This window comes from Pseudonocardia kujensis, from assembly GCF_021283305.1.
Taxonomy (GTDB): Bacteria; Actinomycetota; Actinomycetes; order Mycobacteriales; family Pseudonocardiaceae; genus Pseudonocardia; species Pseudonocardia kujensis.
In genome coordinates, this window is record NZ_JAJSOK010000026.1 from 71,794 (window position 1) to 96,503 (window position 24,710).

General features: G+C 70.0%; 23 protein-coding genes. 16 read left to right on the forward strand and 7 right to left on the reverse strand.

The window, feature by feature from the left end:
• Positions 1-51 precede the first annotated feature (51 nt).
• The 7 genes from LWC35_RS19570 to LWC35_RS19600 all read left to right on the forward strand — a co-directional run bounded on the left by LWC35_RS19570 (position 52) and on the right by LWC35_RS19600 (position 6,402).
• Positions 52-1,269 (forward strand): ABC transporter substrate-binding protein, encoded by a 1,218-nt coding sequence (locus LWC35_RS19570; protein ID WP_232871594.1) that lies wholly within the window; start codon positions 52-54, stop codon positions 1,267-1,269.
• A 37-nt stretch (positions 1,270-1,306) separates the two neighbouring features.
• The gene (locus LWC35_RS19575) at positions 1,307-2,182 is read left to right on the forward strand and encodes a branched-chain amino acid ABC transporter permease (RefSeq protein WP_232871595.1); all 876 of its coding nucleotides are present in this window, start codon (positions 1,307-1,309) and stop codon (positions 2,180-2,182) included.
• Entirely contained in the window at positions 2,179-3,195 is a 1,017-nt protein-coding gene (locus tag LWC35_RS19580) for a branched-chain amino acid ABC transporter permease (protein WP_232871596.1), read from the forward strand. Before LWC35_RS19575 ends, LWC35_RS19580 begins: the two co-directional genes overlap by 4 nt.
• Positions 3,188-3,943 carry an ATP-binding cassette domain-containing protein gene (locus tag LWC35_RS19585; protein WP_232871597.1) on the forward strand — a complete coding sequence of 252 codons (756 nt, stop codon included), beginning with the start codon at positions 3,188-3,190 and terminating at the stop codon, positions 3,941-3,943. The genes LWC35_RS19580 and LWC35_RS19585 overlap by 8 nt, the downstream gene beginning before the upstream one ends.
• Positions 3,943-4,668: an ABC transporter ATP-binding protein gene (locus tag LWC35_RS19590; protein ID WP_232871598.1), complete on the forward strand. Its 726-nt coding sequence runs from the start codon at positions 3,943-3,945 to the stop codon at positions 4,666-4,668. The genes LWC35_RS19585 and LWC35_RS19590 overlap by 1 nt, the downstream gene beginning before the upstream one ends.
• A complete protein-coding gene (locus LWC35_RS19595; protein ID WP_232871599.1) occupies positions 4,665-5,681 on the forward strand; it encodes an LLM class flavin-dependent oxidoreductase in 1,017 nt (338 codons plus the stop codon). The genes LWC35_RS19590 and LWC35_RS19595 overlap by 4 nt, the downstream gene beginning before the upstream one ends.
• Positions 5,682-6,087: 406 nt before the next feature.
• Positions 6,088-6,402, forward strand: coding sequence for an LLM class oxidoreductase (locus tag LWC35_RS19600; RefSeq protein WP_232871600.1), 315 nt, complete (start codon positions 6,088-6,090; stop codon positions 6,400-6,402).
• Positions 6,403-6,780: 378 nt separating this feature from the next.
• Here LWC35_RS19600 and LWC35_RS19605 read toward each other — a convergent pair whose 3' ends face one another.
• Positions 6,781-7,371: a TetR/AcrR family transcriptional regulator gene (locus LWC35_RS19605; RefSeq protein WP_232871601.1), complete on the reverse strand. Its 591-nt coding sequence runs from the start codon at positions 7,369-7,371 to the stop codon at positions 6,781-6,783.
• A 144-nt stretch (positions 7,372-7,515) separates the two neighbouring features.
• Between LWC35_RS19605 and LWC35_RS19610 the strand changes: the two genes are divergently transcribed.
• On the forward strand, positions 7,516-8,433 hold the full coding sequence (locus tag LWC35_RS19610) for an alpha/beta hydrolase family protein (RefSeq protein WP_232871602.1): 918 nt from the start codon (positions 7,516-7,518) through the stop codon (positions 8,431-8,433).
• 103 nt (positions 8,434-8,536) lie between these two features.
• On the opposite strand, the gene LWC35_RS19615 is transcribed toward LWC35_RS19610, so the two are convergent.
• Positions 8,537-9,433, reverse strand: a complete 897-nt coding sequence (locus LWC35_RS19615) for an oxidoreductase (RefSeq protein ID WP_232871603.1) — start codon at positions 9,431-9,433, stop codon at positions 8,537-8,539.
• A gap of 23 nt (positions 9,434-9,456) precedes the next feature.
• Between LWC35_RS19615 and LWC35_RS19620 the strand changes: the two genes are divergently transcribed.
• Positions 9,457-10,332 (forward strand): MurR/RpiR family transcriptional regulator, encoded by an 876-nt coding sequence (locus LWC35_RS19620; RefSeq protein WP_232871604.1) that lies wholly within the window; start codon positions 9,457-9,459, stop codon positions 10,330-10,332.
• Positions 10,332-11,192: an EamA family transporter gene (locus LWC35_RS19625; protein ID WP_232871605.1), complete on the forward strand. Its 861-nt coding sequence runs from the start codon at positions 10,332-10,334 to the stop codon at positions 11,190-11,192. Before LWC35_RS19620 ends, LWC35_RS19625 begins: the two co-directional genes overlap by 1 nt.
• Positions 11,193-11,735: 543 nt before the next feature.
• Here LWC35_RS19625 and LWC35_RS19630 read toward each other — a convergent pair.
• Positions 11,736-12,473 (reverse strand): SDR family oxidoreductase, encoded by a 738-nt coding sequence (locus tag LWC35_RS19630; protein WP_232871606.1) that lies wholly within the window; start codon positions 12,471-12,473, stop codon positions 11,736-11,738.
• A 158-nt stretch (positions 12,474-12,631) separates the two neighbouring features.
• Here LWC35_RS19630 and LWC35_RS19635 point away from each other — a divergent pair, with 158 nt between their 5' ends.
• Positions 12,632-13,156: a TetR/AcrR family transcriptional regulator gene (locus LWC35_RS19635; protein ID WP_232871607.1), complete on the forward strand. Its 525-nt coding sequence runs from the start codon at positions 12,632-12,634 to the stop codon at positions 13,154-13,156.
• Between the two features lie 884 nt (positions 13,157-14,040).
• Here LWC35_RS19635 and LWC35_RS19640 read toward each other — a convergent pair.
• Positions 14,041-15,852 (reverse strand): DUF3556 domain-containing protein, encoded by a 1,812-nt coding sequence (locus LWC35_RS19640; protein ID WP_232871608.1) that lies wholly within the window; start codon positions 15,850-15,852, stop codon positions 14,041-14,043.
• Between the two features lie 269 nt (positions 15,853-16,121).
• The gene (locus LWC35_RS19645; protein ID WP_232871609.1) at positions 16,122-17,360 is read right to left on the reverse strand and encodes a PucR family transcriptional regulator; all 1,239 of its coding nucleotides are present in this window, start codon (positions 17,358-17,360) and stop codon (positions 16,122-16,124) included.
• A 145-nt stretch (positions 17,361-17,505) separates the two neighbouring features.
• On the opposite strand from LWC35_RS19645, the gene LWC35_RS19650 reads away from it, so the two are divergent.
• From LWC35_RS19650 to LWC35_RS19670, 5 genes are read left to right on the forward strand one after another with little or no spacing between them, the layout of a single operon-like run.
• On the forward strand, positions 17,506-18,981 hold the full coding sequence (locus LWC35_RS19650) for a class I adenylate-forming enzyme family protein (protein ID WP_232871610.1): 1,476 nt from the start codon (positions 17,506-17,508) through the stop codon (positions 18,979-18,981).
• Complete coding sequence (locus tag LWC35_RS19655) at positions 18,978-19,748, forward strand: SDR family NAD(P)-dependent oxidoreductase (protein WP_232871611.1); 771 nt, start codon at positions 18,978-18,980, stop codon at positions 19,746-19,748. The genes LWC35_RS19650 and LWC35_RS19655 overlap by 4 nt, the downstream gene beginning before the upstream one ends.
• 34 nt (positions 19,749-19,782) lie before the next feature.
• Positions 19,783-20,553 (forward strand): SDR family NAD(P)-dependent oxidoreductase, encoded by a 771-nt coding sequence (locus LWC35_RS19660; RefSeq protein WP_232871612.1) that lies wholly within the window; start codon positions 19,783-19,785, stop codon positions 20,551-20,553.
• Between the two features lie 20 nt (positions 20,554-20,573).
• Complete coding sequence (locus LWC35_RS19665) at positions 20,574-21,992, forward strand: phytoene desaturase family protein (protein WP_232871613.1); 1,419 nt, start codon at positions 20,574-20,576, stop codon at positions 21,990-21,992.
• Positions 21,993-22,027: 35 nt separating this feature from the next.
• Positions 22,028-22,171 (forward strand): hypothetical protein, encoded by a 144-nt coding sequence (locus LWC35_RS19670; protein WP_232871614.1) that lies wholly within the window; start codon positions 22,028-22,030, stop codon positions 22,169-22,171.
• Between the two features lie 495 nt (positions 22,172-22,666).
• On the opposite strand, the gene LWC35_RS41005 is transcribed toward LWC35_RS19670, so the two are convergent.
• Positions 22,667-22,984, reverse strand: coding sequence for a hypothetical protein (locus LWC35_RS41005; RefSeq protein WP_372463070.1), 318 nt, complete (start codon positions 22,982-22,984; stop codon positions 22,667-22,669).
• 1,298 nt (positions 22,985-24,282) lie between these two features.
• Entirely contained in the window at positions 24,283-24,477 is a 195-nt protein-coding gene (locus tag LWC35_RS19675) for a hypothetical protein (RefSeq protein ID WP_232871615.1), read from the reverse strand.
• Positions 24,478-24,710: the final 233 nt, after the last annotated feature.

A 24,710-nucleotide genomic window follows, 5' to 3' on the forward strand; every position in this document is an offset into this window, starting at 1 on the left:
GGGCACAGCGAGAGGCAAAGAGGCCGAATCATGAGATCAAACAGGTTGTGGGTGCTCGTCGGGGCCCTGGCATCGTCCATCGCGGTGCTGGCAGGCTGCGGCGCGTCACCGAGTCCCGCCGGAGCCGAAGGGCTCACCGGGGACCCCTTGGTGATCGGCGTCATCGAGGACACCTCGGGCGCCGCGTCGTTCTACTCCCAACAGGGCGTCAGGATGATCGAGTACGCCGCGGAGCAGGTGAACCGGGGCGAGTACCCCGCAGAGATCGCGGCTCTCTTCGGTACCAACAGCCGAGGTGTCGCAGGCCGACCGATCCAGCTCGTCACCGAGGACGACGGGAACGACCCCAACCGGGCGGTCCAAGCAGCCCGCAAGCTCGTCGGTGCAGGCGCCAAGGCGATCATCACCACGTCGAGCTCGGCCTCGACCATCCAGGCACGCGTCGTGTGTCAGGAGGAGGAGATTCCGTGCATCGCGTCGGCGAACGCATCGGCGGACATCGTGAAGAACCCGAACGCCGACTTCGTCTTCACGATCTCCCCTAATTCGACGCTCATTGCGGCCGTCTACAGCTCCTTCTTCAAGGCGAAGGGCTACCGGACTGTCGCCTTCGTCGCCGACAGCACTCCGTCGTCGAAGGCAGTGACCGACGCTTATCGTGCCGCTCTCGAGGGGGCCGGGATGACCGTGGTCGCGCAGGAGGTGATCCCGGTCGGCAGCACGGATGCCACGGCCCAGGTGTCACGGGTGGCCGCGGCGGCACCCGCCGTCGTCTTCACGACCTGTTCGTCAGCGCCCGAGGAGGGCCTGTTCTACAAGTACGCAGGCGACCGCTTGGCGACGACCCCTAAGTGGGGCACCAACAACCTGACCCTGGCCGATGAGACAGTGGAGATCGCAGGCCCGGCTATCAACGGGGCCAAGGCGGCGGATCTCCGGTCACCGGACAACAAGTACTCCACGGAGGTCGCCGAGGGATTCGCCCGGGCGCAGGGTGGCGACAGTCACCTCGCCTGGACGTCACTGACCCACTGGGACGCCGTGATGCTGCTGAAGCGGGCGTTCGAGAGCGCGGGCACCGACGAGGGGCCGCGAGTGGTCCAGGAGATCGAGGGCATCCGCGACTTCCCGGTCGCCCACGGACAGCCCGGCTACACCGTCTCGTTCAGCGCGGAGAACCACAACGGCGCCAGTGCGCGGGCAATCGTCCCGGTCGTCTTCGAGAACGAGCACACCGTCGTCGCGAAGGACGAACAGATGCCCCAGTAGGGCGGAGCGCTTCCAGGCCCAGACAAAGGAGTCGTTCATGGCCATTCATTGGATCGATGCTCTTTCGGCCGTGCGGGTGGGCCTCATGTATGCGCTGCTGGCGCTCGCATACTTCCTGTTCGCGCGGACCACCGGCACCATCAACTTCGCGATCGGCGGCTATGCGATGGTTGCGGGTCTGCTCTACGGCAGCGTCGTCACCCGAGTGGGCGTGCCCCCGGTTCTGGCGCTGGTCGCGGCCGTGGTGGTCGCGACGGCACTCGGCAGCCTGACCGAGGCACTTGTGATCCGACCCATCGCGGCCCGGCACCGCGACGAGTTCGTGGTAGTCCTGGCCATCGCGGCGCTGCTGTTCGTTCTGCAGCAACTCGCGGGGATGCTCTTCGGCCGACGGGCCGTCGTGGCGAGGCCGCTCACGGACTCCGCTTTCACCGTGGCGGGTCAGACCGTCGGTGTGCACGACGTCATCACCATCGTGCTGTCGTTGGCCGTCGTCGTGCTCGTCGGACTGTGGGTCGCCCGTGGCCGTTCGGGTCGGATGACGCGTGCCATCGGTGACAACGAGGACGCCGCGAGGGCCCTCGGGATCCCCGTGCAGCGAATCCGCATGCTCACGGCCAGCACCGCAGGCGGGATCGCCGGGCTCGCGGGCGCGCTGGCCGCGCCGCAGGCCGGGCTGACCATCCAGTCGGGCGTCACGCTGTCGATCGTGGGATTCATCGCGCTCGTGATCGGAGGAACGGGCACTGCCTACGCCCCGCTGGTCGGCGGGATTGTGCTGAGCGTCCTCGAGGCGGGGGCGTCGCTGATCTTCGGCAGCGCGAGCCGCGACTACCTGATGCTGGCGGCTGTGCTGCTGGTCTTCGCGATCAGACCCGAAGGACTGTTCAGTACGAGAGTGAGGACCACATGACCTCCACGCAGATCGCGACGGCTCTTCCGCGCGACCGAAGAGTGCTCGGGGTTCAGACCTGGACCGTAGCGGCCGTCGCTCTCGCGGCCCTCGCCCTGGCCTACTTCGGGTTTGCGGTCACCTCGCCCTACCGGCTCGACATCGCCATGACCTTCACGATGTACTCGCTGCTGGCCTTGGGCATGTACGTGCCGCTGTTCCTCGGCGGGAACATCGACCTCGCCTACAACGCCTACTACGCGGCCGGGGCCTACTCGGTCGCCCTGGTCGGTGCCCGTACGCACCTGCCGCTGCTTGTGGCGGTGCCGATCGGTGCTCTAATCGCTGCGGTGCTCGCGCTCGTCGTGGGCCTCGCCACGACTCATCTGTCCGGATTCCATCTCGCCCTCGCGACGATGCTGGCGGGCCTGGCCGTCTACCGGTGGATCAGCAGCACCGGCGCGGAGATCACCGGCGGAGCGGACGGGATCGGCGGCATCCCGCGGCTGGAGGTCCTTGGGGTGGAGTTCGACCGGGAGCTCCTCGTCGCGGTGGGCTTCCTGGCGGTGTGGCTGGTCGCGCTGTGCCTGAGCCGGTTCCGCCGGGCACTGCCTGGTCTGTCCGTCAGGCTCAACCGCGCGTCGCCCGCCGCGGCGGAGGCCGCCGGGGTCCCCACCCGCTCCATGAAGCTGATGTCGCTGATGTCCGGGGCGGCCATCGCCTCCCTCGGCGGGACGTTCATCGCATTGATGAACCAGTTCATCCTGGCCGACTCGTTCTCCCACGACATCGTCTTCCTGATCCTGTTCCTGCCGATGCTCGGCGGCATCGCCAGCCCCTGGGGCGCCGTCATCGGTGCGGCCCTGCTGGTCCTGCTCAACGAGGCCTCGTCACTCCTCGAGGGGCCGGGACCGCTGATCTTCGGTGGGGCGTCGCTGCTCATCCTCATCCTGCTGCCGGGCGGGCTCCTCGGCATCGCGGCGACGACATGGTCGACATGGGCGAGGCGGTCGAGGGGGAGCTTCGATGACTGAGCTGCTGGCGTGTCGTGACATCGGGAAGCTCTACGGCGGCGTCGTGGCCCTGAAGAAGATCGACCTCGCGGTCGACGCGGGCGAGATCGTCGGCCTGGTCGGCGCGAACGGAGCAGGCAAGTCGACGCTGATCGACATCATCAGCGGCAACACCCGCCAGTCGCGCGGCGCGGTCCACCTGAGGGGCGCCGAAGTCCGCGGCGGACCCGCCAAGCGGGCCAGGGCGGGCATCTCACGCACCTTCCAGCTGCCACAGGTCGCGCACGACCTGTCACTGCGGGAGAACATCGCGTGCGGCCTCGCCGCACCCCGCTTCCGGTCGCCCTACCGGCTCGCAGCCGAATGGTTCCACTCGGCGGTGCACGACACCACGGATTGGGGCCTGGTCGAGGAAGTGTCGAGGTCGATCGGACTGTCCGGACTCGAGCGCGCGGCCGGGACGGTGTCCTTCGGCGATCTCCGGTTGACCGAGGTGGCTCGCGCGCTGGTGCAGCAACCGGACTTCATCATGCTGGACGAGCCGTTCCCGGGCGTCGACGACGACGGCGTCGCGGGCGTGCTCGCGGCCCTGCGCGAGCTGAGCGCGCAGGGGAAGGGCGTGCTGCTCGTGGACCACAACGTCGACATCGTCGCCTCGATCGCCGACTCGCTGGTGCTGATCGCGGAGGGCGAGGTCGCGATCGAGGGGAGCGTGGAGGACTGCATGGCGAGTCAGGTGTTCCGTCATCGCTACATCGGGGTCGCGTGATGAGTGCGGAGCTGAGCGTCACCGGCGCCACCGTGACCTACGGACGCGCCAGGGCGGTCGCCGGGGCCACGCTGACGGTGCGGGCCGGGGATCTGTGCGCACTCGTCGGGCCGAACGGTGCGGGGAAGTCCTCACTGGTCAGGTTCCTGGTGGGGGCTGTCCCGGGAGAGGCCACGCAGCTGACGCTGGACGGTGAGGACCTACGAGGCTTCTCGGTCGCCGAGCGCTCGAGGCTGGGGCTGACGCTGGTGCCGCAGGGACGGCAGCTGTTCCCGCGCCTGACCGTCGTCGAGAATCTCAAGGTGATCGCGGACGCCCTGCGCCTCGACCGGGGAGTGGTTGACGAGGCCCTCGATCGCTTCCCCATCCTGCGTACCCGGCACGGTGCGCTCGCGGGAGTGCTGTCCGGAGGCGAGCAACAGATGTTGGCCCTGGCGCGCGGGCTGATGTGCCGACCGCGGATCCTGGTCCTCGACGAGCCGACGCTGGGGCTCGCGCCCGTGATCGTCGGTGAGCTGCTCAGGACGATCGTCGCGCTCCAGGACGACGGCGTCGGTGTGCTGATCGTCGAGCCGTCGATGCATGCCGTCCCCGACGAGGTCGCGCACGGCGCCGTGATGCTCCGCGGCCGGACGACCCTCGTGGAGGGGCACGAGGCGCTGGGCGATCAGTACCGCGCACTGCTCGGCCTGGACTCCCCCGTGGAGCAGGGGCGACCCGAATGACCGGACCGCGCGCTCCGAAGCTCGGGCTCGTCCTCCCGGATGACCAGCCGGTCGACGAGGACATCCGCGCGGCCCGGCTGGCCGAGGACGCGGGTTTCTCGACCATCTGGTGCTACGAGCTGTCACGAGACTCGCAGGTCCGCGCTGCGTGCGTCGCGCAGCACACGACGCGCATCGATGTCGGTACCTGCGTCTCGCTGTGGCATTCCACGCCCGTCGCGACGGCGATGCGTGTCGCGGAGATCCAAAGGTGGTCGGGCGGACGCTTCGTGTTCGGCCTCGGCGTCGGGACCGAGGCGTCGAGCCGCGACCACCACGACACGCCGTACTCCCGGCCCGTCGGTCGGATGCGGGAGTACCTGCAGATAGTCCAGGGTTCCTGGCGGGCGAGCGCTGACCTGCCGCTGTCGTTCGACGGCCACTCCTTCAACGTGCAGAACTTCTCCGGGGCCGACCTCGCCGGACACCCGATGCCGCCCGTCCTACTGGCGGCAATGGGACCTGCGATGGTCAGGCTCGCCTTCACCGGTGCTGATGGCGTCGTTCTGAGTCCCTCGGCGACACCGCGGTACACCGAAGACGTCGTCCATCCGCCATATCGCGAGCTCATGCGGACCCGAGCGGCTGCCGGTCATCCGGTCCGGACGGTCGCAGTGGCCCGCTGCTCGATCGACTCCGACCGTCAAGCGGCCCGGGAGCGAGCTCGGCGCAGCATCGCCTGGTACGCGCGTCTCCCCGCCCATGCTCGGATCGCCGAGATGCACGGCTTCGGCGCGGAGGCCGCGGTAATCTCCGCGGCGTGGGATCGAGGGGACCCCAACGGCGCGGTGGCCGCGGTCTCCAACGAGATGGTTGAGACGTTCTCGCTAGCGGGGACGCCTGACGACGTACGCCGAGCGATCCGCCGGTGGGACGGCGTGGTCGACTCCTTGGCGCTGATGACGCCGACGGAGGGTGCATCGGCCGACGAGATTTCAGCGAATGTGGTTGCGATCGCAGAGAGCCTCGCTTGACCGGGTTCTCCACGGCATCCTCAGCGGCTCGTGACTGCGTCGGTGTCCGGTCGTAAGCGAGCCTGAGCTTGACGGCCTCGGCGTGGCGATCTCCCGACATGCCGAGGTCGAAGGTGTTCCCGCCAAGGTCTCCGAGGACCAGAACTGGAGCCGAGCACGGTGGAATCCTGGCCAGGTGTCGCTGCTGACGGCGAGCCCCTCCGCGAGGGCAGTTCGGTTGGTGCCGCGGACGCGCTCGTGATGAATCGCAGCGAGTCGACCGGCGTGCTTGCTCCACGAGCCGGAGGACGTCGCGGGCTGTAGGGCTCCGGGCTCGAGCACGGCGGAGGCCCCGAAAGGGGCAAGGCCTCTCGTGCCAGGGTCGGCCGCGAGCTCGAAAAGGCCAGCGCCGGCGAAGTGGAGGAGGGTGCCGGTGATCTTCCCGCGACCGGTTAGCGTGCCGCGCTCGGTGCTCGACACCGTGCCCATCGTCGAGGGATCGACTGCCCGAGTAGCCCTCGCGAATACGCTCGACCTGGCGCAGCGTGCGGGCCGACTCGGCTACCGGCGCTACTGGGTCCCGGGGCATCACGGCATGCCGGGAGTAGCCGGCTCGGCAACCAGCGTGATCATCGAAGCGGATCGTCTCGCTGACCGAGCGGATCAGGGTCCTCGCTCCGGTGGCGTGCTCCTACCGAACCACTCGTCTCTGGTGCTGGCCGAGCAGTTCGGCATGTTGTGAGCCTTCCATCCCGGACAGCACACCTAGGTCGAGCTCTCGGAGGGCGACAGCCAGTAGTCGACTGCGTCCGGCCCGCGGCGGAGCGCACCGCGAAGCCGTTCGAGGAACAGCTGGACGAGTTGGTCTCCCACGCCCGCTGTGGGCAACAGGCGCCTGGCAGTCGCACGCTGGTACCTCTGGCTCAGCCACCGGCAGAGGGTGGGAGGACGTCCACTACGGCCTCGGCAGGGAGGGGACGGTGCCGGGTGCTGGCGGCGGACCCTATCGATCACCGCCGGGCGTGGGCGGTCGAGCACGGGGCTGAGGCCGTCGACGCGACTGACGCGATGGCCTCGATCAAGGTCGCGCATGGCGGGTGATCGTGCCCGGTCGATCGGGTCAGTGGCCGCCCGGTGCGGTGAGGCCGGTCAGGAGCAGGTCGATCATGTCCCGGGAGCGGTAGTCGGGGAAGGTGTCGGCGCCGATGCAGAGGTTCCCGATCGCGAGCATGAGGTCGTAGGCGCGGACGTCCTCACGGACTTGCCCGTTCTTGGCGCAGTCCTGCAGCAAGGCGTCGAGGACGGGGAGCAGCCTGTCGACGAACTCGGCGTGCAAACTCTCGAATCCGGCCTGGTCGGAGTGCAGGGCTTCGGCCAGGCCGTGTTTGGTGATCAGGAAGTCGGCGAACCTGCCCACCCAGGAGCGCAACGCGTCGAGCGGCGTCCCACCATCGGCTCCGTCCGACGCGGCGGCGAGGGCGTCCAGTTGGTGGCGGAACACGGCGACGACGAGGTCGGCCCGGGTGGGGAAGTGGCGGTAGATCGTGGCGATGCCGACGCCGGCCCGCGAGGCGATCTCGCGGACGGTCGCGTCGATACCGGTCGCGACGAAGGCGGCGGCAGCCGCGTCGAGCAGGGCCTGCTCGTTGCGCCGGGCGTCGGACCGCTTCCTCGGTCCTGCTCCGCTCGTCGCCGGTGTCTTCCCGGGCATTGCGCCTCCTCCCGTCGCACACTTGCGAAGCGGAACGGTGCTCCGTATATTGGTTATCGGATCGCTGATCCGCTCTCCGATGCTCGCATACTGCCCCCCGCCTGAGCAGGCGTGGGCCATTCCACCACTCTCGAGGAGCAAGAAATGTCTCATCCCGATGAGGTCCTGCCCGCGCCCGCTCCGGTCCTGTCGATGAGCCCGGTGACGATCGCGGCGCCGGAGCGCGGCGACGATCTGCAGGTGCGGGTAACGGTCCCGGCGGCCGGTGACGGCCTGCCGGTCGTGGTGTTCTCGCACGGCATGACCCTGACCCAGGACGACTACGTGCCGCTGGCCGCCTACTGGGCCGCGCGTGGTTTCGTGGTCGTCCAACCGACCCACCTCGACTCGCTCGGGCTCGCGCCCGCGGATCCGCGCACCCCGCGGATCTGGCGCATCCGCACCGACGACCTGACCGGCATCCTGGACCGGCTCGACGTCATCGAGGCCGCCGTGCCTGGGCTCGACGGTCGTGTCGACCGCGACCGCATTGCGGTCGCGGGCCACTCCTGGGGCGCACAGACCGCGAGCACGCTCGTCGGTGCCCGGGTCCTCGATTCCCAGGGGGTGGCGGGGGAGAGCATGACCGATCCCCGAGTGCGGGCGGCGGTGTTGCTGTGCCTGCCGGGGACCGGCGGTGCCGACCTCTCCCCGATGGGGGCGGAGTACTTCCCGTTCATGAGCCCCGACTTCACTGATCTCAAGGCGCCCAGCCTCATCGTCGCGGGCGATCAGGACCAGTCGCCACTGTCGGTGCGCGGGCCAGAGTGGTTCACCGACGGCTACCGCCTCGCGCCGGGCGCCACGGACCTGGTGACCCTGGCCGGCGGCGAGCACGGCCTCGGCGGCATCCAGGGCGCGCACGACACTCGTACCACCGACGAGAGCCCCGAACGCGTCGCGATCGTGCAGCAGGCGACAACCGCGTACCTGCGCACCGCCCTAGGACTCGACGACAACGCGTGGCCCGCAGTCCGCGCCGCGCTGGCCGACGATCCGCAGGTTGCCGTCGAATCAAGGTGAACACCCGGCTCGTGGCGGCCCTCAGCTCCCGAATGTGCGCCGGTCGGCGGTAGGGCTGGTGTTCAGCGCGCCGGAAATGCAGTCGCAGTGTCCTGACGGCGGATCAGCCGGGGCCCTCGCTCGCGGCGGCGAGCAGCGGCACCACGACGTCGCTGACCGGGGTGGGGATCGCACGAGCCCGGCCGAGCCGGCGAATCACCCCGTTGCGGACGCTCCACTCCAGCGCCCGCCCGGCCTCGCGGTCCGCGAGGATGGAGGTCCCCATGTCCGGCGGGCCGCTGCGGAACCGGCCGACGATCTCCGCCGCAACCGCGTCCGGCAGGTCAGCGCCCTCTGCGCGGGCGACGGCCAGGCACTCCCGCAGGTAGGCGCGGGCGAGCTCGTCGACATCGTCCCGGCGGAACATGCCGCCCCGCCGGCCGCTGAGCGCCATCAGCCCGGCGACCGCGTTCTGCAGCAGCTTCTGCCAGGCGAGGGTCCTGAAGTCGGCTGCGGCCTCGATCGCGCACCTGGTGCCGAGCATCGCCCGGACGACGATCGCGGCGGCCGGGACGTCGGGCACGGACAGGCGCGGCGCGGCCCGCAGCCACACCGACCCGTCGGGCCGGGCCTGGGCTGGGAACCAGACCACGGACGGCAGGACCGGGCCGGGCACGAGCGGGCCGACCATCGCCTCCTGCTCCACGCCGTTCTGCAGCACGCAGACCACGGTCTCCTCGTGGCACAGCGCCGTCAGCCACGGCGTCGCCGCTTCGACCTGCGTGGCCTTGACGGCGAGGAGTACGAGATCCACCGGTCCCGGCAGCGTCGCGGGATCCGTCCGCACCGGGCCCGGCACCACGACGTCGCCGTCATCCGTGCTCAGCTCGAGCCGGTCCCGCGCGGTCCGGCCGCAGATCAGGGGTGTCCGGCCCGCCTCGTGCAGCGCCGCGGCGACGGTGGTCCCGATGGCTCCCGGGCCCACGACCGCCACGCTCTGAAAGGGTTCTGCAGACACCATGGTCGAATGTTATCGTATTTCAGGTGAGCAGCAATCTGAGTAACCAGGTTTCGACAGCGCTCACCCGCTGGCTCGGCACCGTCCAGGCCCGCAGCGCTGACCTCCCCGCGAGCGAGTCCAAGGTCGTGCGCCTGCTGCTCACCGACCCGCTGTTCGTCGGGACGAGCACCACCGCGCAGGTCGCCGACCGCGCCGGGGTGTCAGCGCCGAGCGTCGTGCGTGCCGCGCGCGCGATCGGGTTCAGCGGGTTCACCGAGCTCAAACTCGAGATCGCCCGGGCCCGCGGGACGACCGAGTTCTTCGCGCCGCCTGGGGAGCTCGCTCGGGACGCCCCGATGGCCACGGTGGTCGAGACCGCCGTGCGGTCCGGCACAGACGCGCTGACCGCCCTCGTCGGGGCCCTCGACCCTGTGGCCCTCGAGGCCGCGGTCGACGCGCTGCGGGGCGCGGGCCAGGTCCTCGTCGCCGGGGCGGGCACCTCCGCCGCGGTCGCGGCCGACGCCGTTTTCCGGCTGCGCACGCTCGGCGTGCGGGTGGTCCGGATCGCCGACCACGAGTCGGCGATGATCGCGACCCGCCTGCTCGGGTCCGGCGACGTCGTCCTCGCCGTCAGCTCCACGGGCCGCACCGCCACCACCCTCGCCGTGGCCGACGCCGCCACCTCCGCCGGAGCGACGCTCGTCGCGATCACCAACCAGTACGACACCCCCCTCGCGGCCCTCGCCGGGATCGCCCTGGTCGTCGGGGGCGCCCCCTTGTCTACCCAGGTGGCGGCGGGCGGCAGTCGGCTGGCCCACCTCGTCGTCGTCGACGCGTTGGTGACTGGGCTCTCGCTCCGGGACCCGGATCGCAGCCGGCGGGCCGAGCATGCCGGGATCGATCTCCCCGACATCGTCTGATGCCGGCCGGCACGGTCGCCCTGGTCCTGGTCGCCGCGGTGGCGCACGCGGTGTGGAACACGGTCTCGAAGTACAAGCAAGGCGACACGGTTGTCTTCGTCTGGGCCTACACCGGTGCGATGGCGCTGGTCTGCGTCCCGGTCGGCCTGGTGCCGGTCCTGACCGGCTCCCAGCCGCTGACCTGGTCACTCCTCGCCGCGTCGCTCGTGTCGGCCGTGCTGCACATGGCGTACTCGATGATCCTGCAGACCGGATACGACCGCTTCGCCCTCGGGATTGTCTATCCCGTCGCCCGCGGAACCGGACCGCTCCTGACGATGCTGTTCGCCGTCCTCCTCCTCGCCGAGCGTCCCGGCGTGACCGTGGCGCTCGGCGCGGTCGCGGTGGTCGCGGGCATCCTTGTCGTGGCGGGCAACCCCGGGCGGACCGACGGCGACCGTCCGGTGCGGGGTGTCCTTTGGGGCGCCGCGACCGGCGCCACGATCGCCGGCTACACCCTCTGGGACGACCACTCGGTCACCACGCTGCACCTGGCGCCCGTGACCTACTTCCTGGGTACGTACCTGGTGCAGAGCCTGCTCCTGACCCCGGGCGCCCTCCGCAGGCGCGAGCACGTCCCCGGCTCCCTGCGCCTCGACCGGTGGCCCGTCCTCGCCGTCGCGGTCCTCTCCCCCCTGGCCTACATCCTGGTCCTGACGGCCATGCAGAGCGCGCCCGTCGCCCTCGTCGCGCCACTGCGGGAGTCCTCGATCGTCGTCGGGTCGCTGCTGGCCTGGCGGCTCTTCGGCGAGGGTCACCTCGCACGCAAGCTCGCAGGCACCGCGATCGTCCTGGCCGGCATCGCGGCGATCTGCATCTGAACCACGTCACGTCGCCAAGCCGAGCACGATCCCGCGGCGGCGACGACGAGGACGCCGCCGATCAGACAGGCGAAGTCGCTGGGGTCAGGCGGCGCACGATCCGGCGGGCGCCCAGCGACCCCGTCAGCAGGGCCACGCCGATCAGCAGGCCCTCGTCACGACCTGCGTGGTCAGCGCGCCGGAGATCCGACGGTCACCATCTTCGCTCTGTAGAGCAGGAGCGACGCGGCCGCCTTGGAGCTGAGGAACGCCCCACCGCTGAGCCCGTACCCGGTGAACAGCGGCACGCTCAGCGGCCTCGGCGACGATAAGGCACGGCCAGCTTCGGTCACAGCAACGACTGCGGCCGTACATGTCAGCGAAATAGAGTTCGCCGTCGTGGCACCTCGGGCTCTCTGCGCACGCGAAGCCTTCAGCCACTACTCGAGGTGACCCGATACAGGAGATCATCAGTGCTCGGTCCCCTCTCCGCTCGCGATCAACCGGCACCTGGTAGATCGCGCTCGCACGCGACAAGCACCGGCCAGCGTCGTACTTGCACCATCAGCCCTGCGCAGTCGGTCGCACGACGATCTCGCCGACGTCGACACCAGGCGGTTGCTCGATCGCGAATGCGACGGCACGGGCAATCGCATCCGGCGGCATGGCGATCGCGTCGCGCATGGCGATGAGGTCCGTGGCCGTCGCCGGGCTGCCCCCTTTGCCGATGCCCTCTGTGTGGGTGAAGCCCGGTGACACCAGAGTCACACGGAGGTTTGGCCCAGCTTCCTGACGGAGACCTTCTGTAAGAACCTTCACTGCCGACTTCGTCGCTGCATACACGGCTTGTGATGGGACAACCTTGTAAGCCGCCGTAGATGCTGTGTGGACGAAATGCCCGGTCGTCTGGCTGCGGAACACGGGGAGCGCAGCTGCGATGCCATGGAGCACCCCCTTGATGTTGGTGTCGACCATTAGCTCCCAGTCATCGACGCGCAGTTCGTCATAGCTCGACACCGCCATGCTCCCAGCATTGCTGAACATCACGTCCAACCGACCGAACTCCTGCTGAGCGGCACTCACAAGCTGGGCGACATCCTCTCCTCGCCGTACGTCAGCCTGTACGGGGACGGCTACCCCGCCGAGATCTGCGACCCGCGAAGCCAGCTCATTGAGGAGTTCCACTCGCCGCCCCCCAAGTACAAGCCTTGCCCCCCGCCGCGCCAGCTGCACCGCCGTTGCCTCGCCGATGCCACTGCTGGCCCCAGCGACTACCACGACCTTGTTTGCAACCCCATCCATCCGAGCTCCTCTACCGTACGCTGTTGTGGACACATGTCCGGATCGACGGAGAGGTTAGCGGACACATGTCCACTTCGCAATCCAGTGCTGGTCCGCGGAGGCGGCAGCGACGTGCGGACGCCGAGCAGAACCGGCGCCGCCTCCTCGAGGTGGCCAGAGTGGCGCTTGAGAGTTCCGGCGAGACGACTCTCCAAGCGATCGCGAAGGCTGCGGGAGTTGGTCAGGGAACGCTGTATCGGCACTTCCCAACACGAGAATCTCTGCTGCTCGAGGTCTATGAGGAAGACTTCTCTCAGTTAGTGAACGCCGCGCAAGGACTGATTGACGGGTTTCGTCCGTCGGTCGCTCTGCGTCGGTGGCTCGACGAGCTGGCGGTCTTCGGTCGCAAGAAGCGCGCACTTGCCGAGGTACTGGAGGCTGCTACACGCGAGGAACTACACAGTGAGCACTACGACCGGATCCTGGCCGCCATCGAGAGTCTCCTGAAGGCAGGCGTGGACGGAGGGGAGATACGTCAGGACGTCCGCGCAGACGAGTTACTGCCGCTCGTCAGTTTCCTGTGGCACCTCGACACTCGGCAGCACGCCCGGATCCCCCACCTGCTGGACATTGTCATGGACGGGCTGACGGCCAGCCGCCCCCACCAGCAAGCCGCGCCATGCCGGGATGTCCATCATGAGTAGCGCTGAACCCTGGGACCCCGGGCCGATCAAGTCCCGGATGTCCTTACATGATCTCGTGCCGGATGGATCGGCCTCCAACCACCCGGACGCACATCATGCGGGTCCTCCTGCTCGGCGCTGGCTACCTCATCAAGACCTTCGACAATACTATCTTCGGATACCTCGCTCCAGCTATTCGCCTGCAGTTGGGCCGATCCATCCCGGAAGTTGGCGTGCTGATTTCAGCCTGTTCTGCGGTATGGCGATTGGCGCCGCGGTGGGAGGCCGTCTCGTCGACCGGGTCGGACGCAGGACGGTCTTAATCTGGGCATCTCTCGCCTACTCTGCAGTCAGAGTGATCTGTGTGGTCGCGCCGAACTTTGCGATCCTCTTCGCAGTGCAGAGTGCTAACCAGAGTCGGATTCCATGCGACAACCGGGCCGTACTCGTTTACGCAGCGAGATGTTCCCGGGACTTTCGCGCGGCTGATTCTTCGCGATGTTCGTCTTCTTTGGCACCCTTGGTGCGCCTGGAACGTCGATCATCGCAGCGCTGATCGCTCCTACGGGACCCAGCGCATGGCGGTGGGTCTTCGCCCTCGGTGCCATCGGTCTAAACCTTCTCGCCGTTCGCGCTGCGTGCGCTCACCGACGCCCGCCGAGCTGCAAACCGGCTGCGTTGAATGCGCTTCGCACAATCGCGCCAGTCGACCCGCCCGCGCACAGCCCGAGTGGGCTGGCGGCATGACAAGGATGGCACCAAGAACCTCTGAGAACCGGCCGCGATCATCGCGACCATCCCCGGGACGGCCGCCACCTGCTCCACCGGAGGCGGGCCGAGGACTCGCCGATGTTCGAGGGAGCTGGCCCCACCGCAGGACGGCGGGGCCAGGGGAGCACTGGCCGTCAGGTGCCCTGACGGATTTCGCCGGCCGGGTCGCCGACGGACGTCGTGACCCGGTGGGGGGCCCGCCAGGTCACCTTCAGCGGGATCGGCCCGTTCGGCAGCCAGGGCTGCTGCTCGACGGCGTCGGCCACCTTCCACTCGCCCCGCTCGACGACGCCGAGGGCGGCGTCGATGAGTTGGTAGCGCTGGACGCGCGAGTGGATGGCCTGTGACTCGACCCAGCAGACGACGAACTCGCCAGGTGCAAAGCCTACGCGGCGCTGGATGGCGTTGATCAGGTCGATGTTGTGCAGGTGGCCGTCGCCGAAGTTGAAGCCGATGATCGAGTTGCAGGCGAACTCGCCCTCGCGGATGGTGCGGGACTCCAGGTCGTCCAGCCGGGCGGCGAGGACGGAGAACAGCCCACGGCCCTGGGAGTGCATCGATCGCCAGGCGATCGTCTGCTGCATCGTGATCTCGGCGACCGCGGGCGGGTAGCCCATGGCCTGCAGCTGGTTGACCTGGTTCTTCGTCGGCCGGTGCGCCAGTGTGTTGAGCTTCTGCTCGGCACCGGGGGTGAACGTCCACAGTGCCGAGGCCCAGTTGCCGGCGTACTGGCGCATCGAGGGCAGGAACGACACCAGGTCGGGGCGCAGGTTCCCCAGGACCGGGAAGAACGCCAGGGCCGCGGCGATGCCGATCGTGAGCCACGGCGAGCTCATGTCGGTGATGCCGAACCCGGACTGGTTGGGGAACCCGAGGAACAGGAACACGGCGAGGTAGCCGAACAGCAGGTTCCACTCCAGGGGCACCGCGAGCGGGAAGGTCGAGGTGATGAACAGGTGGAACACCACCATCAGCACCACCCCGGCGAGGCTCACCCAGTGGTTGGTGGAGAACAGCAGCACCAGCGGGGTGATCACCTCGACGGTGGTCCCGCCGACGTGGGCCATGAAGGCCGCGAGCTTCGACGGGCGGATGTCGGAGGGGAAGCCGCGGTAGTGGGCGCGCCTGATCCAGCGACCGGGCATGCAGGGGCTGTTGGACACCATCGGCGGCACCACGTTGGTGAAGTGCAGGCCGAACTTCGACACCCCGGCCCCGATCCAGACGATGCAGATCAGCAGCTTCGCGGCGATGATCAGGTCGACGAACGGCAGCAGACCGAAGAAGACCATCGCAGGTAGGTACTGCTCACCGCGGGAGGCGAGGAACAGCGTCTTGTCCCGCAGACCGCAGAGGATCAGCAGCGCGATCGGCGCGATCATCAGCCACGGCGCCACGAGCCCGGAGGTGTTCTCTGGCAGTACCGCCGACAGCGACGCGCTCGGCACGCCCGGGAGCACTACCGCGAGCAGCAGAGACGCCAGGAACAGCAGGTAGATCGCCACGTCGAACACGGTCCGCGTGTCCCCGTTCGTGCCGGGGACCGCCTTCCACGGGCGTAGCCGGATCGTGCCCGGGCGCGCCCAGAACAGCACGCCGCCGGTCATCGGCTTGAACTTCCCCGCGATGGGGCCCCACGAGCCCGCGACGCCCAGCGCCTCCAGGAACACGGTCCAGAGGACCAGCTTCTGGTAGACGACCGGCTGGTTCCACCAGCCCGCGACGTCCCAGAACGGGCCGACGCCGGAGGTCCAGGTGATCATCGTGGTGCCCACGAGGATGTAGAGGAACAGCAGCTTCACGACGTAGGTCGCCGGAATCATCTTCGGTGAGCCGAAGCCGTACTCCACCCAGTGCAGGGCCAGAGCCCTGATCCGCTCGAACAGCGGCTTGTCCAAGAAGGTCTCGAGATCGACCGGAGGGAAGGCCCCCGTCTTGAACCCCATCGTTCAGTCCCCTCTCCTCCGCGCGGTGCGCGGTGGAAACGGACCGACCGACCCGGAACGGGGCCGGTCGGTCTGGTGCGCGTCTGGTCTGCGGGTGTTCCCGGACCGGGAGCGCGGGGATCTCCCGCACCGGTGCGGACCCGACGACGCCGGCGGCAGCGCGGCCGCACGACGACGTGGGAGGAACCCTAGGAACGGTGCTGTGACCGGCGCCATGGGACAGCGCCACCAATCGGCCATTCGGGCTTGTGCCCGGGGCACAACGGCGGTCAGAGCCTGCCGCGTAGCTGGGCCGCCGCGCGCAGCGCCACCTCGACCGCGAGCCGGTCTGCGCCCACCGGGCGGCCGCGCAGGTCCTCGGCCTTGCGGACCCGGTAGTGCACGGTGTTCTTGTGCAGGTGCAGCCGGGCCGCGGCCTGGGTGTAGCTCCCGTTGCACTCCAGGAACACTTGCAGCGTCTCCCGCAGTTGCCGGATGCCGGGGTCGTCCCCGGTCAGGCCCGGCAGGACCCGGTCGACCCAGTGCCGGAGGTCGCCCGAGTGGTCGGTGAGCAGAGCCGCGACGGCGACGTCGTCGAAGTCCGTCACGACGGGCCGGTCCTCGGCGGTCTCGGCCACCGTCCGGGCGCGCCGGGCCTCGGCGAGCGACCCGCGGAACCCGTCGAGCCCGCGGGAGGGCGCCCCCAGTGCGATGCGCAGCCGGGCCGGGGTCCGGGCCCGCAGCAGGTCCAGGTCCAGCGGCGGGGGCTCTGCGGCCGACAGCCAGACCCACAGGGTGCGGCTGTCCGCGAGCACCGCGAGCGGTGACCTGCCCGAGGCCTCCTGCAGCACCCGGGCGCCGACCTGCAGGACGGTGTCGTCGAAGGTCGCGTCGGCGGGCGCTGGTGTCCACACGACGGCGGCGCGGTGCCAGGCGGTCATCGGGATGCCGAGCAGTTCGCTTGCCGCCTCGTCGGTCAGCTGCTCGGTCTCCAACACCATCCGCACCCGGGTGGCCTGGCCCGCCCCCGTGCGTGTGGTCCACCGCCGGCGCTCGGTCTCGTAGATGTCGATCAGGGCCTCGATCACCTGGTCGATGTAGCGGTTCGTCCGGCTGCTGAGCTCGGCGACGGCGTCGAGCACGCATGGGCTGTCGTGGAGGCCGAGCCTGCGCAGGCTGGCCAGAGCCCACTGGCCGAACATCTGCTCGCCGAGCCGGTAGGCCCGCAGCAGCGCCTCCAGGGACAGCTCGTGCTGGGCGAAGCGGCGCGCGTACTCGGCCGCTGCCGCGGGCACGGCGATCTGTTCGAGGGGGATCGAGTGCGCCAGCATGTCGACGATCTCGGTGAGGTTGGCCGAGGTGCTGGCCACCATCAGCCGGCGGACCGTCTCGTCGTGTCGGAACTCGGGGATGACCTCGGCGAACCAGTCGGTCATCTCCACGGTGAGCCCCGGGAGGCGGGCGTCGATGTCGCGGGCGACGGCCGCGACCATCGTCAGGACGTCCGCCCCGTCGGCGTCGGCGAGCATGGCGGAGAACCTACCTCCGTCTTCGACCCTTTGTGCTGGCGGCACAACGACCGGCCAGGACTTCATCGCGAACACCCATGGTCGTAGCCCGGGGCCGGCTCCTAACTTCGGGGCCTGTTCAGCCCTGTCGGAGGAGAGGAACTCGATGCACATCGCTGTGCTCCCCGAGGCGCGTGCGCGTACCGCACCCGCGGCGCCGTGTCTCGCGGACGACGTGACCTCGCTGGACAACGCGGCTTTCGCGGCCCGGGTCGAGGCCGCGGCCGCGACCCTGCACGGCGCGGGCGTCGGGCGTGGCGACGTGGTCGCGGTCGTGCTGCCGAACCGGGTCGAGCTCGTCGTCACGCTGTTCGCCGCCTGGCGGCTGGGCGCCGTCGTGACCCCGGTCAACCCTGGTCTCACCGCCGACGAGGCGGGGTTCCAGATCGCTGATGCCGGAGCCCTGGTCGTGGTGGGGGACAAGGGCTCCTCGGAGCTCGTGACGCTCGACATCGCGGACCTCGGCACGGGCGCGGGCCCGGTCCCCGAGCCGGTCGCGGACCCCGAGCTGCTGGCGCTGCTGATCTACACCAGCGGCACCACCGGGCGACCCAAGGGTGTCATGCTCACCCAGGCGAACCTGCTCGCCATGGCCGAGATGATCGTCGCCGGGATCGGGCTGGCCGCGGACGACCACAGCCTGCTGGTCCTGCCGCTGTTCCACGTCAACGGGATCGTGGTGTCGGTGCTCTCGCCGCTGCTCGCGGGTGGCCGCGCCACGATCGCCGGACGGTTCTCGGCGTCGGGCTTCTTCGACGTCGTCGAGGGAGTCCGGCCGACCTACTTCTCGGCGGTCCCGGCGATCTACGCGATGCTCGCCGCGCTGCCCGCGGACGTGGTGCCGGACACCGGGTCCCTGCGTCGGGCGATCTGTGGTGCCGCGCCGATGCCCGCCGAGCTCATCCACCGGTTCGAGGAGCGGTACGGCGTGCCGGTCCTGGAGGGGTACGGGCTCTCCGAGGGCACGTGCGCCTCGACGCTGAACCCGGCCGCCGGTCCGCGCCGACCCGGCACCGTGGGGCTGCCGCTGCCGGGGCAGCGCGTCGCGCTGATGGGGCCGGACGGCACCCTGCTCGACGAGGGCCCCGGCGAGGTCGTGGTCAGCGGACCGAACGTGATGCGCGGTTACCTGAACCAGCCCGAGGCGACCGCGGAGACGATCCGGGACGGCTGGCTGCACACCGGTGACGTCGGGCGGTTCGACGCGGACGGATACCTCGTCCTGGTCGACCGGATCAAGGACATGATCATTCGGGGTGGGGAGAACCTGTACCCCAAGGAGATCGAGAACGCCCTGCACACCCACCCCGCGGTGCTCGAGGCGGCCGTCGTCGGAGCCCCGGACCCTGTGCTCGGCGAGGTCCCAGTGGCACACGTCGCCCTGTACCCCGGGAGCGACACCACCGAGCAGCAGCTGATCGACCACTGTGCTGGGCGGCTCGCCCGGATGAAGGTCCCCGCTCGCGTCCTGCTCGTCGAGGCCCTGCCGAAGAACCCCGTCGGCAAGATCGACAAGCCCACCCTCCGCCGGTCGGCAGTGCCGACCCGCTCGTCCGCATTCTCGACGAGGAGAAGCCCATGAGCACCGCACTGGACCACAAGGTCGCGATCGTCACCGGCGCAGGCAAGGGCCTGGGCCGGGCCATCGCGGAACGGCTGGGCGCCGAAGGGGCGACCGTCGTCGTCTCCGACATCGACCTGCCTGCCGCCGAGAAGGTCGCCGCTGACATCACCGGCGCCACGGCCCTGGCCTGCGACGTCCGCGAGGAGGAGCAGGTCAAGGCGCTGGTGGCGCAGACCCTCGAACAGCACGGCAGCCTCCACATCATGGTGCCGAACGCCGGCGTCGGACGGCCGCAGGCCTTGCTGGCGATGGACCTCGCAGCCTGGCGGGCCGTCACCTCGGTCAACCTCGACGGCGTCTTCCTCTCGATCCGCTACGCGGCGCCCGCGATCATCGCGTCCGGCGGCGGCACGATCGTCACCCTCGCCTCGGTCACCGCGACGACGGGCTCGCCGCTGATCGGCCACTACGCCGCGGCGAAGGCGGCGGTCGTGAACCTGACCAAGACGGCGGCCACCGAGCTCCGCCCACACGGCGTGCGGGTCAACGCCCTCCTGCCGGGCTTCATCGCCACCGACCTCGTCACCGCCGCCGCCCCCGACTTCGAGGCCGCGCTCGGTCTGCCCGCGGGCGGGTTCGACGGGCTGATCGAGCAGAAGCAGGGCCGTTACGGGACGCCGCAGGACGTGGCCGAGGCCGCACTCTTCTTTGCGAGCGACCGCTCCGCCTTCTGCACGGGCAGCACGCTGGTGCTCGACGGCGGCCTGGACGCCTCGCTCATCTGATGTCCCATCCCCGTCGACGAGGAGAACGAGAGAGATGACCCGACTGCAGGACAAGGTCGTGCTGGTGACCGGTGCCGCCACCGGGATCGGTGCGGCGGTGGCGGAGCGGTTCGCCGCGGAAGGCGCGGTCGTGGTGGCGACCGACGTCGACGAGCTCGGCGGCAAGACCGTCGTCGAACGGATCACCGTGGCGGGCGGCCGCGCCGAGTTCCACGTGCAGGATGTGGTGAGCGAGGACCGCTGGCGGGAGCTCGCCGACCAGGTGCGTGCCACGCACGGCCGGATCGACGTGCTGGTCAACAACGCCGGCATCTACATCATCGCGCCGCTCGCCGAGACCACGGTCGAGGACTGGAACCGGCTGATGGCGGTCAACGTCACCGGTACCTTCCTCGGGATGAAGCACGTCGTGCCCGGCATGGCCGAGACCGGCGGCGGGGCCGTGCTCAACCTGTCCTCGATCGCGGGGCTCGTCGGCGTCGCGGGCCACACCCTCTACGGGGCCAGCAAGGGCGCCGTCCGCACCATGAGCAAGGACGTCGCGGCCGAGTACGCCGCCGCGAACGTGCGGGTGAACTCAGTGCACCCGACGTATGTGAAGACGGCCATGGCGGACTACGGGGCACAGACCCTGGGCACCACCGTGGACGAGCTCGGCCCGGCTCTCTCGCCGTTGGGCAGGCTGGCCGGCGTCGCTGACGTCGCAAACCTGTTGACCTTCCTGGCGTCCGACGAGGCCGAGTACATCACCGGGTCGGAGTACAACCTGGACGGCGGGGGTTCCACCCTGTTGTCTGTCGGCTGAGCCCGGGCACGGGAGGACGTATGAGCACCGCGACCGTCGTTGGGGCGGGCCCAAACGGGCTCGTCGCCGCGGCCGTACTCGCGAGGGCAGGGGTCGAGGTCACCGTGCTCGAGGCGGGCCCGGAGATCGGCGGGGGGACCCGCACCGTCGAGGGCATCGTCCCCGGGCTGGTGATCGACCACTGCTCGGCCGTGCATCCAATGGCGGTCGGTTCCACGGTCCTGCGCGAGCTCGGCCTCGACCGGTACGGGCTCCGCTGGCGGCTGTCCGAGGTCGACTGCGCCCACCCGCTCGACGACGGCGAGGCGGGGGTGCTGTACCGCTCCGTCGAGGACACCGCGGCCGGGCTCGGCGCCGACGGCAGGCTGTGGCGGGCACTGTTCGACAGCCCGTCGCGGCACTACGACGCACTCGCCGAGGACATCCTCGGGCCGCTGCTCGGCGTGCCCCGCCATCCGCTTCTGCTCGCGCGATTCGGCGCCCCGACCGCGCTCCCCGCGGAGGTCCTGGCCAGGGCCTTCCGCACGGAGCGCGGGCGGGCGCTGTTCCTCGGGACGGCCGCGCACGCATTCCGCCCGCTGAACCGGCCGCTGTCCTCGGCGATCGGGATGGGCATCCTCACCGCCGGCCACAGGCACGGCTGGGGTGTCGCGGAGGGCGGGTCGCAGGCGATCGTGGACGCTCTCGCCGGGGTTCTGGCCGACCACGGCGCGAAGATCGAGACCGGAGTCCTCGTCCGGTCGGCGGCCGAGCTCCCGCCGTCGGACGTCACGGTCTGGGACGTCGGCCCGGACCAGCTGCCGTCCTTGCTGGGGGACCGGCTGCCGGGCCGGATCGCGCGGGCCTACCGACGCTTCCGCTATGGGCCCGCCGCATACAAGGTCGACTTCGCTGTGCAGGGCGGCATCCCCTGGACAGCGGAGCCCGCCCGCCGCGCCGGCACCGTGCACGTCGTCGGGTCGGCGGCGGAGAACACGCTGGCCGAGCGCGAGGTGCACGCCGGACGCATGCCCGAGCGACCGTTCGTGCTGGTGGGCCAGCAGTACCTGGCCGACCCGGGGCGTTCGGTGGGTGACATCCACCCCGTCTACGCCTACGCCCACGTCCCGCGCGGCTACGCGGGCGACGCCACCGAGGTGATCACCGCGCAGATCGAGCGCTTCGCTCCCGGATTCCGGGACCGCGTCATCGGCACGCTCGTCACCGACCCGGCCGCGTTCGCGGCCAACCCGAACTTCGTGGGTGGCAACATCCTCACCGGCGCCAAGGACATCCCGCAGCTGGTCTTCGGGCCACGCCCCACGCTGTATCCGTACGACACCGGGGTCCCCGGGCACTTCCTGTGCTCGGCGGCCACCCCGCCCGGGCCGGGCGCGCACGGCATGTGCGGCGCCCATGCCGCGCGTCGGGCGCTCACTCACCTGGGCGCCTCCACCTGAACCCCGCACATCCCACTGCCTCGCAGGAGAGACCTATGCCCGGTGCCCAGCTACTCGGCTACGTGCCGCCCACCTCCCCGAAGCACGAGGATGCCTTCAACAGGTGGTACGACGAGATCCACATCCCGCAGGCCGTGGAACGCGCCCGGGTGTGGTCGGCGGCAACCGCTGTCGGCTGACTCCGGCCCCAGCTCGTCCCCGAGGGTGAACTGCCGACCCGGCGCTACCTTTCGGTTTACGAGCTGCGGACGGACGACCTGCCCGCACTCGCGGCCCGGCTGGCCGAGGCCCTGGGCGACGGCACCCTCGACCTGACCGACGCCATCGATGTATGGGGGATCAAGGCCCGATCCTGCGCTTCTACGAGCCGGTCGGACCCGCCGCCGACAGATAGAGCCTCGCTCGACAGTCCCGTGGACCACTCACAGGGGCCGCGCGCCGGGCGCTCTGCCCCGCGCGGTGATCAGCAGATGGGGTCAGGCCACCACGCGACTCAACGGCGGGTGGCCGGCTGCTGACCGACGCGGCGCGCCGTACGGGCCGTGAGGTCCACCGCAAGGCAGGGATCACCGAGCCCGGCGAGTGTTCGTCGCCGTCCCACACCGCCTCGGCGGCGGCGGTGCTGGCGGCCCCGGCGGTCCCCGGCCACCTCGTCGCCACGTTGCTGGCGAACTTCAGCCCGAGCTCCGCCGGGCCCACGAGGCCCGGGCGGCTGTCGTGACTGCGCACCAGCTCGCGCTCGACGGTCTCGCCCGAGGTCGTCCGCACGCGCAACCGGGTGTGTATCGTGCCGGGCGGCGCGTCCTCGGCGACCTCGAACCTGACCCGTCGGAGAAGGCGGCCGCTCGCGGGTCCCGCACGGCCTCAGGGGCGAGGCTCGCCACGTCGAGGACGCCGTCGAGGGCGATCCGGGCGAGACAGTAGGGCATGCTTAACCGCGCCTGGTGCGAGGTCGACGGGCGCCTCTTCGGCTCGATCGGGTCCAGCGTCAGGCGGGCCGTGAAGGGGGGCGACCACGCAGGTCAGCTCGGCGACGTCGTCGACGGGGTCGATCCCGGGCGCGCAGCTCGCCGACCATCTCGGCCCAGAGGTCGGCCGGGCCGTGGATGCCGTGACAGACGGGGTAGGGGTTGATCGCGAGCCCGAGCACGGAGTAGCCGTGCCATGGGTCGAGACGGGTTGCCAGCTCGTGGCCCGCGAAGGAGCGGAAGATGCCGAAGCGGCCCGCGAGCACCGTGGGCGGCCCGCCGGCCCGCGAGCGCGAGGTCCAGGGCGAACAGTGCGGACTGGGCCGCCCACTCGACCTGCAGCGGTTTGGCGTCATCGCCGGATTCCAGGAACTCCATCAGCCCGGACGCGAGGCTCTCGGTCAGCCCGACGGCGTCGAGCGCGGTGTCCACGTCCGTCCGCCGCAGACGGGCGGCGGTCACCATCCCCCGCGACGGTCCCGAGGAGCGAGGAGGACTGGAAGCCGTGGGCCTTGAACCGCGCCGGAGTCTGTCCGTCCAGGAAGTCTCGGTCGGCGGTCCGTCGCCCGCTACTGGGCCTGGGTGCTCCGGACCATCGCAGCTGGTTACTCCGGCTGACCCGCTGAGGGTAAACCGTTCACGGTCACGATCCGCAGGCCCGCGGTCGCGGGACAGGGAATCCTGCCGGCGCCTCAACCCCATGACGCGTACAGTTTTACGTACGTCGAGCGGAGGTGGGGCTGTGAGGACCATGTCGCACTCCGAGTCCAGGGCCCGGTACGCGCGCATCGCGCCTGCGCTGAAAGAAGAGAATGACGGCCGCGATCGTCAAAGTCCGGCTGGACCACGAAAATCCACCTCGCCTGTAAGCAGGGCCGCCGCCCGCTGGCCGCGCTGCTGACCGCCGGCCAACGCGGGGACAGCCCGCAGTTCATCCCGGTGCTCGAGTCGATCCGCGTGCCCCGGCTCGGGGTGGGCGGCCGCAGACCCGACCGGACCGGGCGCTGGCCGATAAGGCCTACTCCTCGCGGGCCAACCGCGCCTACCTACGCCGGCGCAAGATCGCTGCCACGATCCCGGTCAAGGCCGATCAGCAGACCCACCGGCAGGCCCGCGGCTCGGCCGGAGGCCGCCCGCCGACGTTCGACCCCGAGGTCTACCGGCGCGCCACGCCGTGGAGTGCGGCACCGACCTGCTCAAACAGCACCGGGCGATCAACACCCGCTTTGACAAGCTCGCCCTGCGCTACGAGGCCACCCTGCACATCGCCGCGATCAACATCTGGCTCCGCGCCCTCGCCAGAAGACCTTTATGGACACGTCCTAGTACGCGAACCGATCATTCTTGAGGAGCGTGGTGCGGGCTGCATCATCGCGGTGTGCGTCGATGATGGCGTCGTAGCCCGCGTCGGTCATGCGGAGGATTCGCTCCTCTGGTACGTAGGGGAGGGCCCAGCGGGGGTTGTCGGAGTCGATCTCGCGGGCCAGTCGGTGGCCGTCGAAGATGGCATCGGCCACCTGCTGTCGGGGAGCCCAGCAGTCGCCGACGCGGTAGAGCCCGCGGATACCGGCGCGTTCTAGTGTCCTGCGCCAGGAATTCGGTCAAGATATGCGGCGAGTCGTTCCAGGACCTCGTCGGCGGTTTTGGTCCAGGCGAACGGGCGCGGGTGGTCGTTCCAGGCTGAGATCCAGGCTCGGATGTCACGTTCGAGGGCGTGCAGGTTCTTGTGCACTCCGCGGCGGAGCTGCTT

Coding starts and splice junctions, on each gene's coding strand:
- LWC35_RS19575 (WP_232871595.1), top strand. CDS start 1,307: ATGGCCATTCATTGGATCGATGCTCTTTCGGCCGTGCGGGTGGGCCTC.
- LWC35_RS19580 (WP_232871596.1), top strand. CDS start 2,179: ATGACCTCCACGCAGATCGCGACGGCTCTTCCGCGCGACCGAAGAGTG.
- LWC35_RS19585 (WP_232871597.1), top strand. CDS start 3,188: ATGACTGAGCTGCTGGCGTGTCGTGACATCGGGAAGCTCTACGGCGGC.
- LWC35_RS19590 (WP_232871598.1), top strand. CDS start 3,943: ATGAGTGCGGAGCTGAGCGTCACCGGCGCCACCGTGACCTACGGACGC.
- LWC35_RS19595 (WP_232871599.1), top strand. CDS start 4,665: ATGACCGGACCGCGCGCTCCGAAGCTCGGGCTCGTCCTCCCGGATGAC.
- LWC35_RS19605 (WP_232871601.1), bottom strand. CDS start 7,371: ATGCCCGGGAAGACACCGGCGACGAGCGGAGCAGGACCGAGGAAGCGG.
- LWC35_RS19610 (WP_232871602.1), top strand. CDS start 7,516: ATGTCTCATCCCGATGAGGTCCTGCCCGCGCCCGCTCCGGTCCTGTCG.
- LWC35_RS19615 (WP_232871603.1), bottom strand. CDS start 9,433: ATGGTGTCTGCAGAACCCTTTCAGAGCGTGGCGGTCGTGGGCCCGGGA.
- LWC35_RS19625 (WP_232871605.1), top strand. CDS start 10,332: ATGCCGGCCGGCACGGTCGCCCTGGTCCTGGTCGCCGCGGTGGCGCAC.
- LWC35_RS19630 (WP_232871606.1), bottom strand. CDS start 12,473: ATGGATGGGGTTGCAAACAAGGTCGTGGTAGTCGCTGGGGCCAGCAGT.
- LWC35_RS19640 (WP_232871608.1), bottom strand. CDS start 15,852: ATGGGGTTCAAGACGGGGGCCTTCCCTCCGGTCGATCTCGAGACCTTC.
- LWC35_RS19645 (WP_232871609.1), bottom strand. CDS start 17,360: ATGCTCGCCGACGCCGACGGGGCGGACGTCCTGACGATGGTCGCGGCC.
- LWC35_RS19650 (WP_232871610.1), top strand. CDS start 17,506: ATGCACATCGCTGTGCTCCCCGAGGCGCGTGCGCGTACCGCACCCGCG.
- LWC35_RS19655 (WP_232871611.1), top strand. CDS start 18,978: ATGAGCACCGCACTGGACCACAAGGTCGCGATCGTCACCGGCGCAGGC.
- LWC35_RS19660 (WP_232871612.1), top strand. CDS start 19,783: ATGACCCGACTGCAGGACAAGGTCGTGCTGGTGACCGGTGCCGCCACC.
- LWC35_RS19665 (WP_232871613.1), top strand. CDS start 20,574: ATGAGCACCGCGACCGTCGTTGGGGCGGGCCCAAACGGGCTCGTCGCC.
- LWC35_RS19670 (WP_232871614.1), top strand. CDS start 22,028: ATGCCCGGTGCCCAGCTACTCGGCTACGTGCCGCCCACCTCCCCGAAG.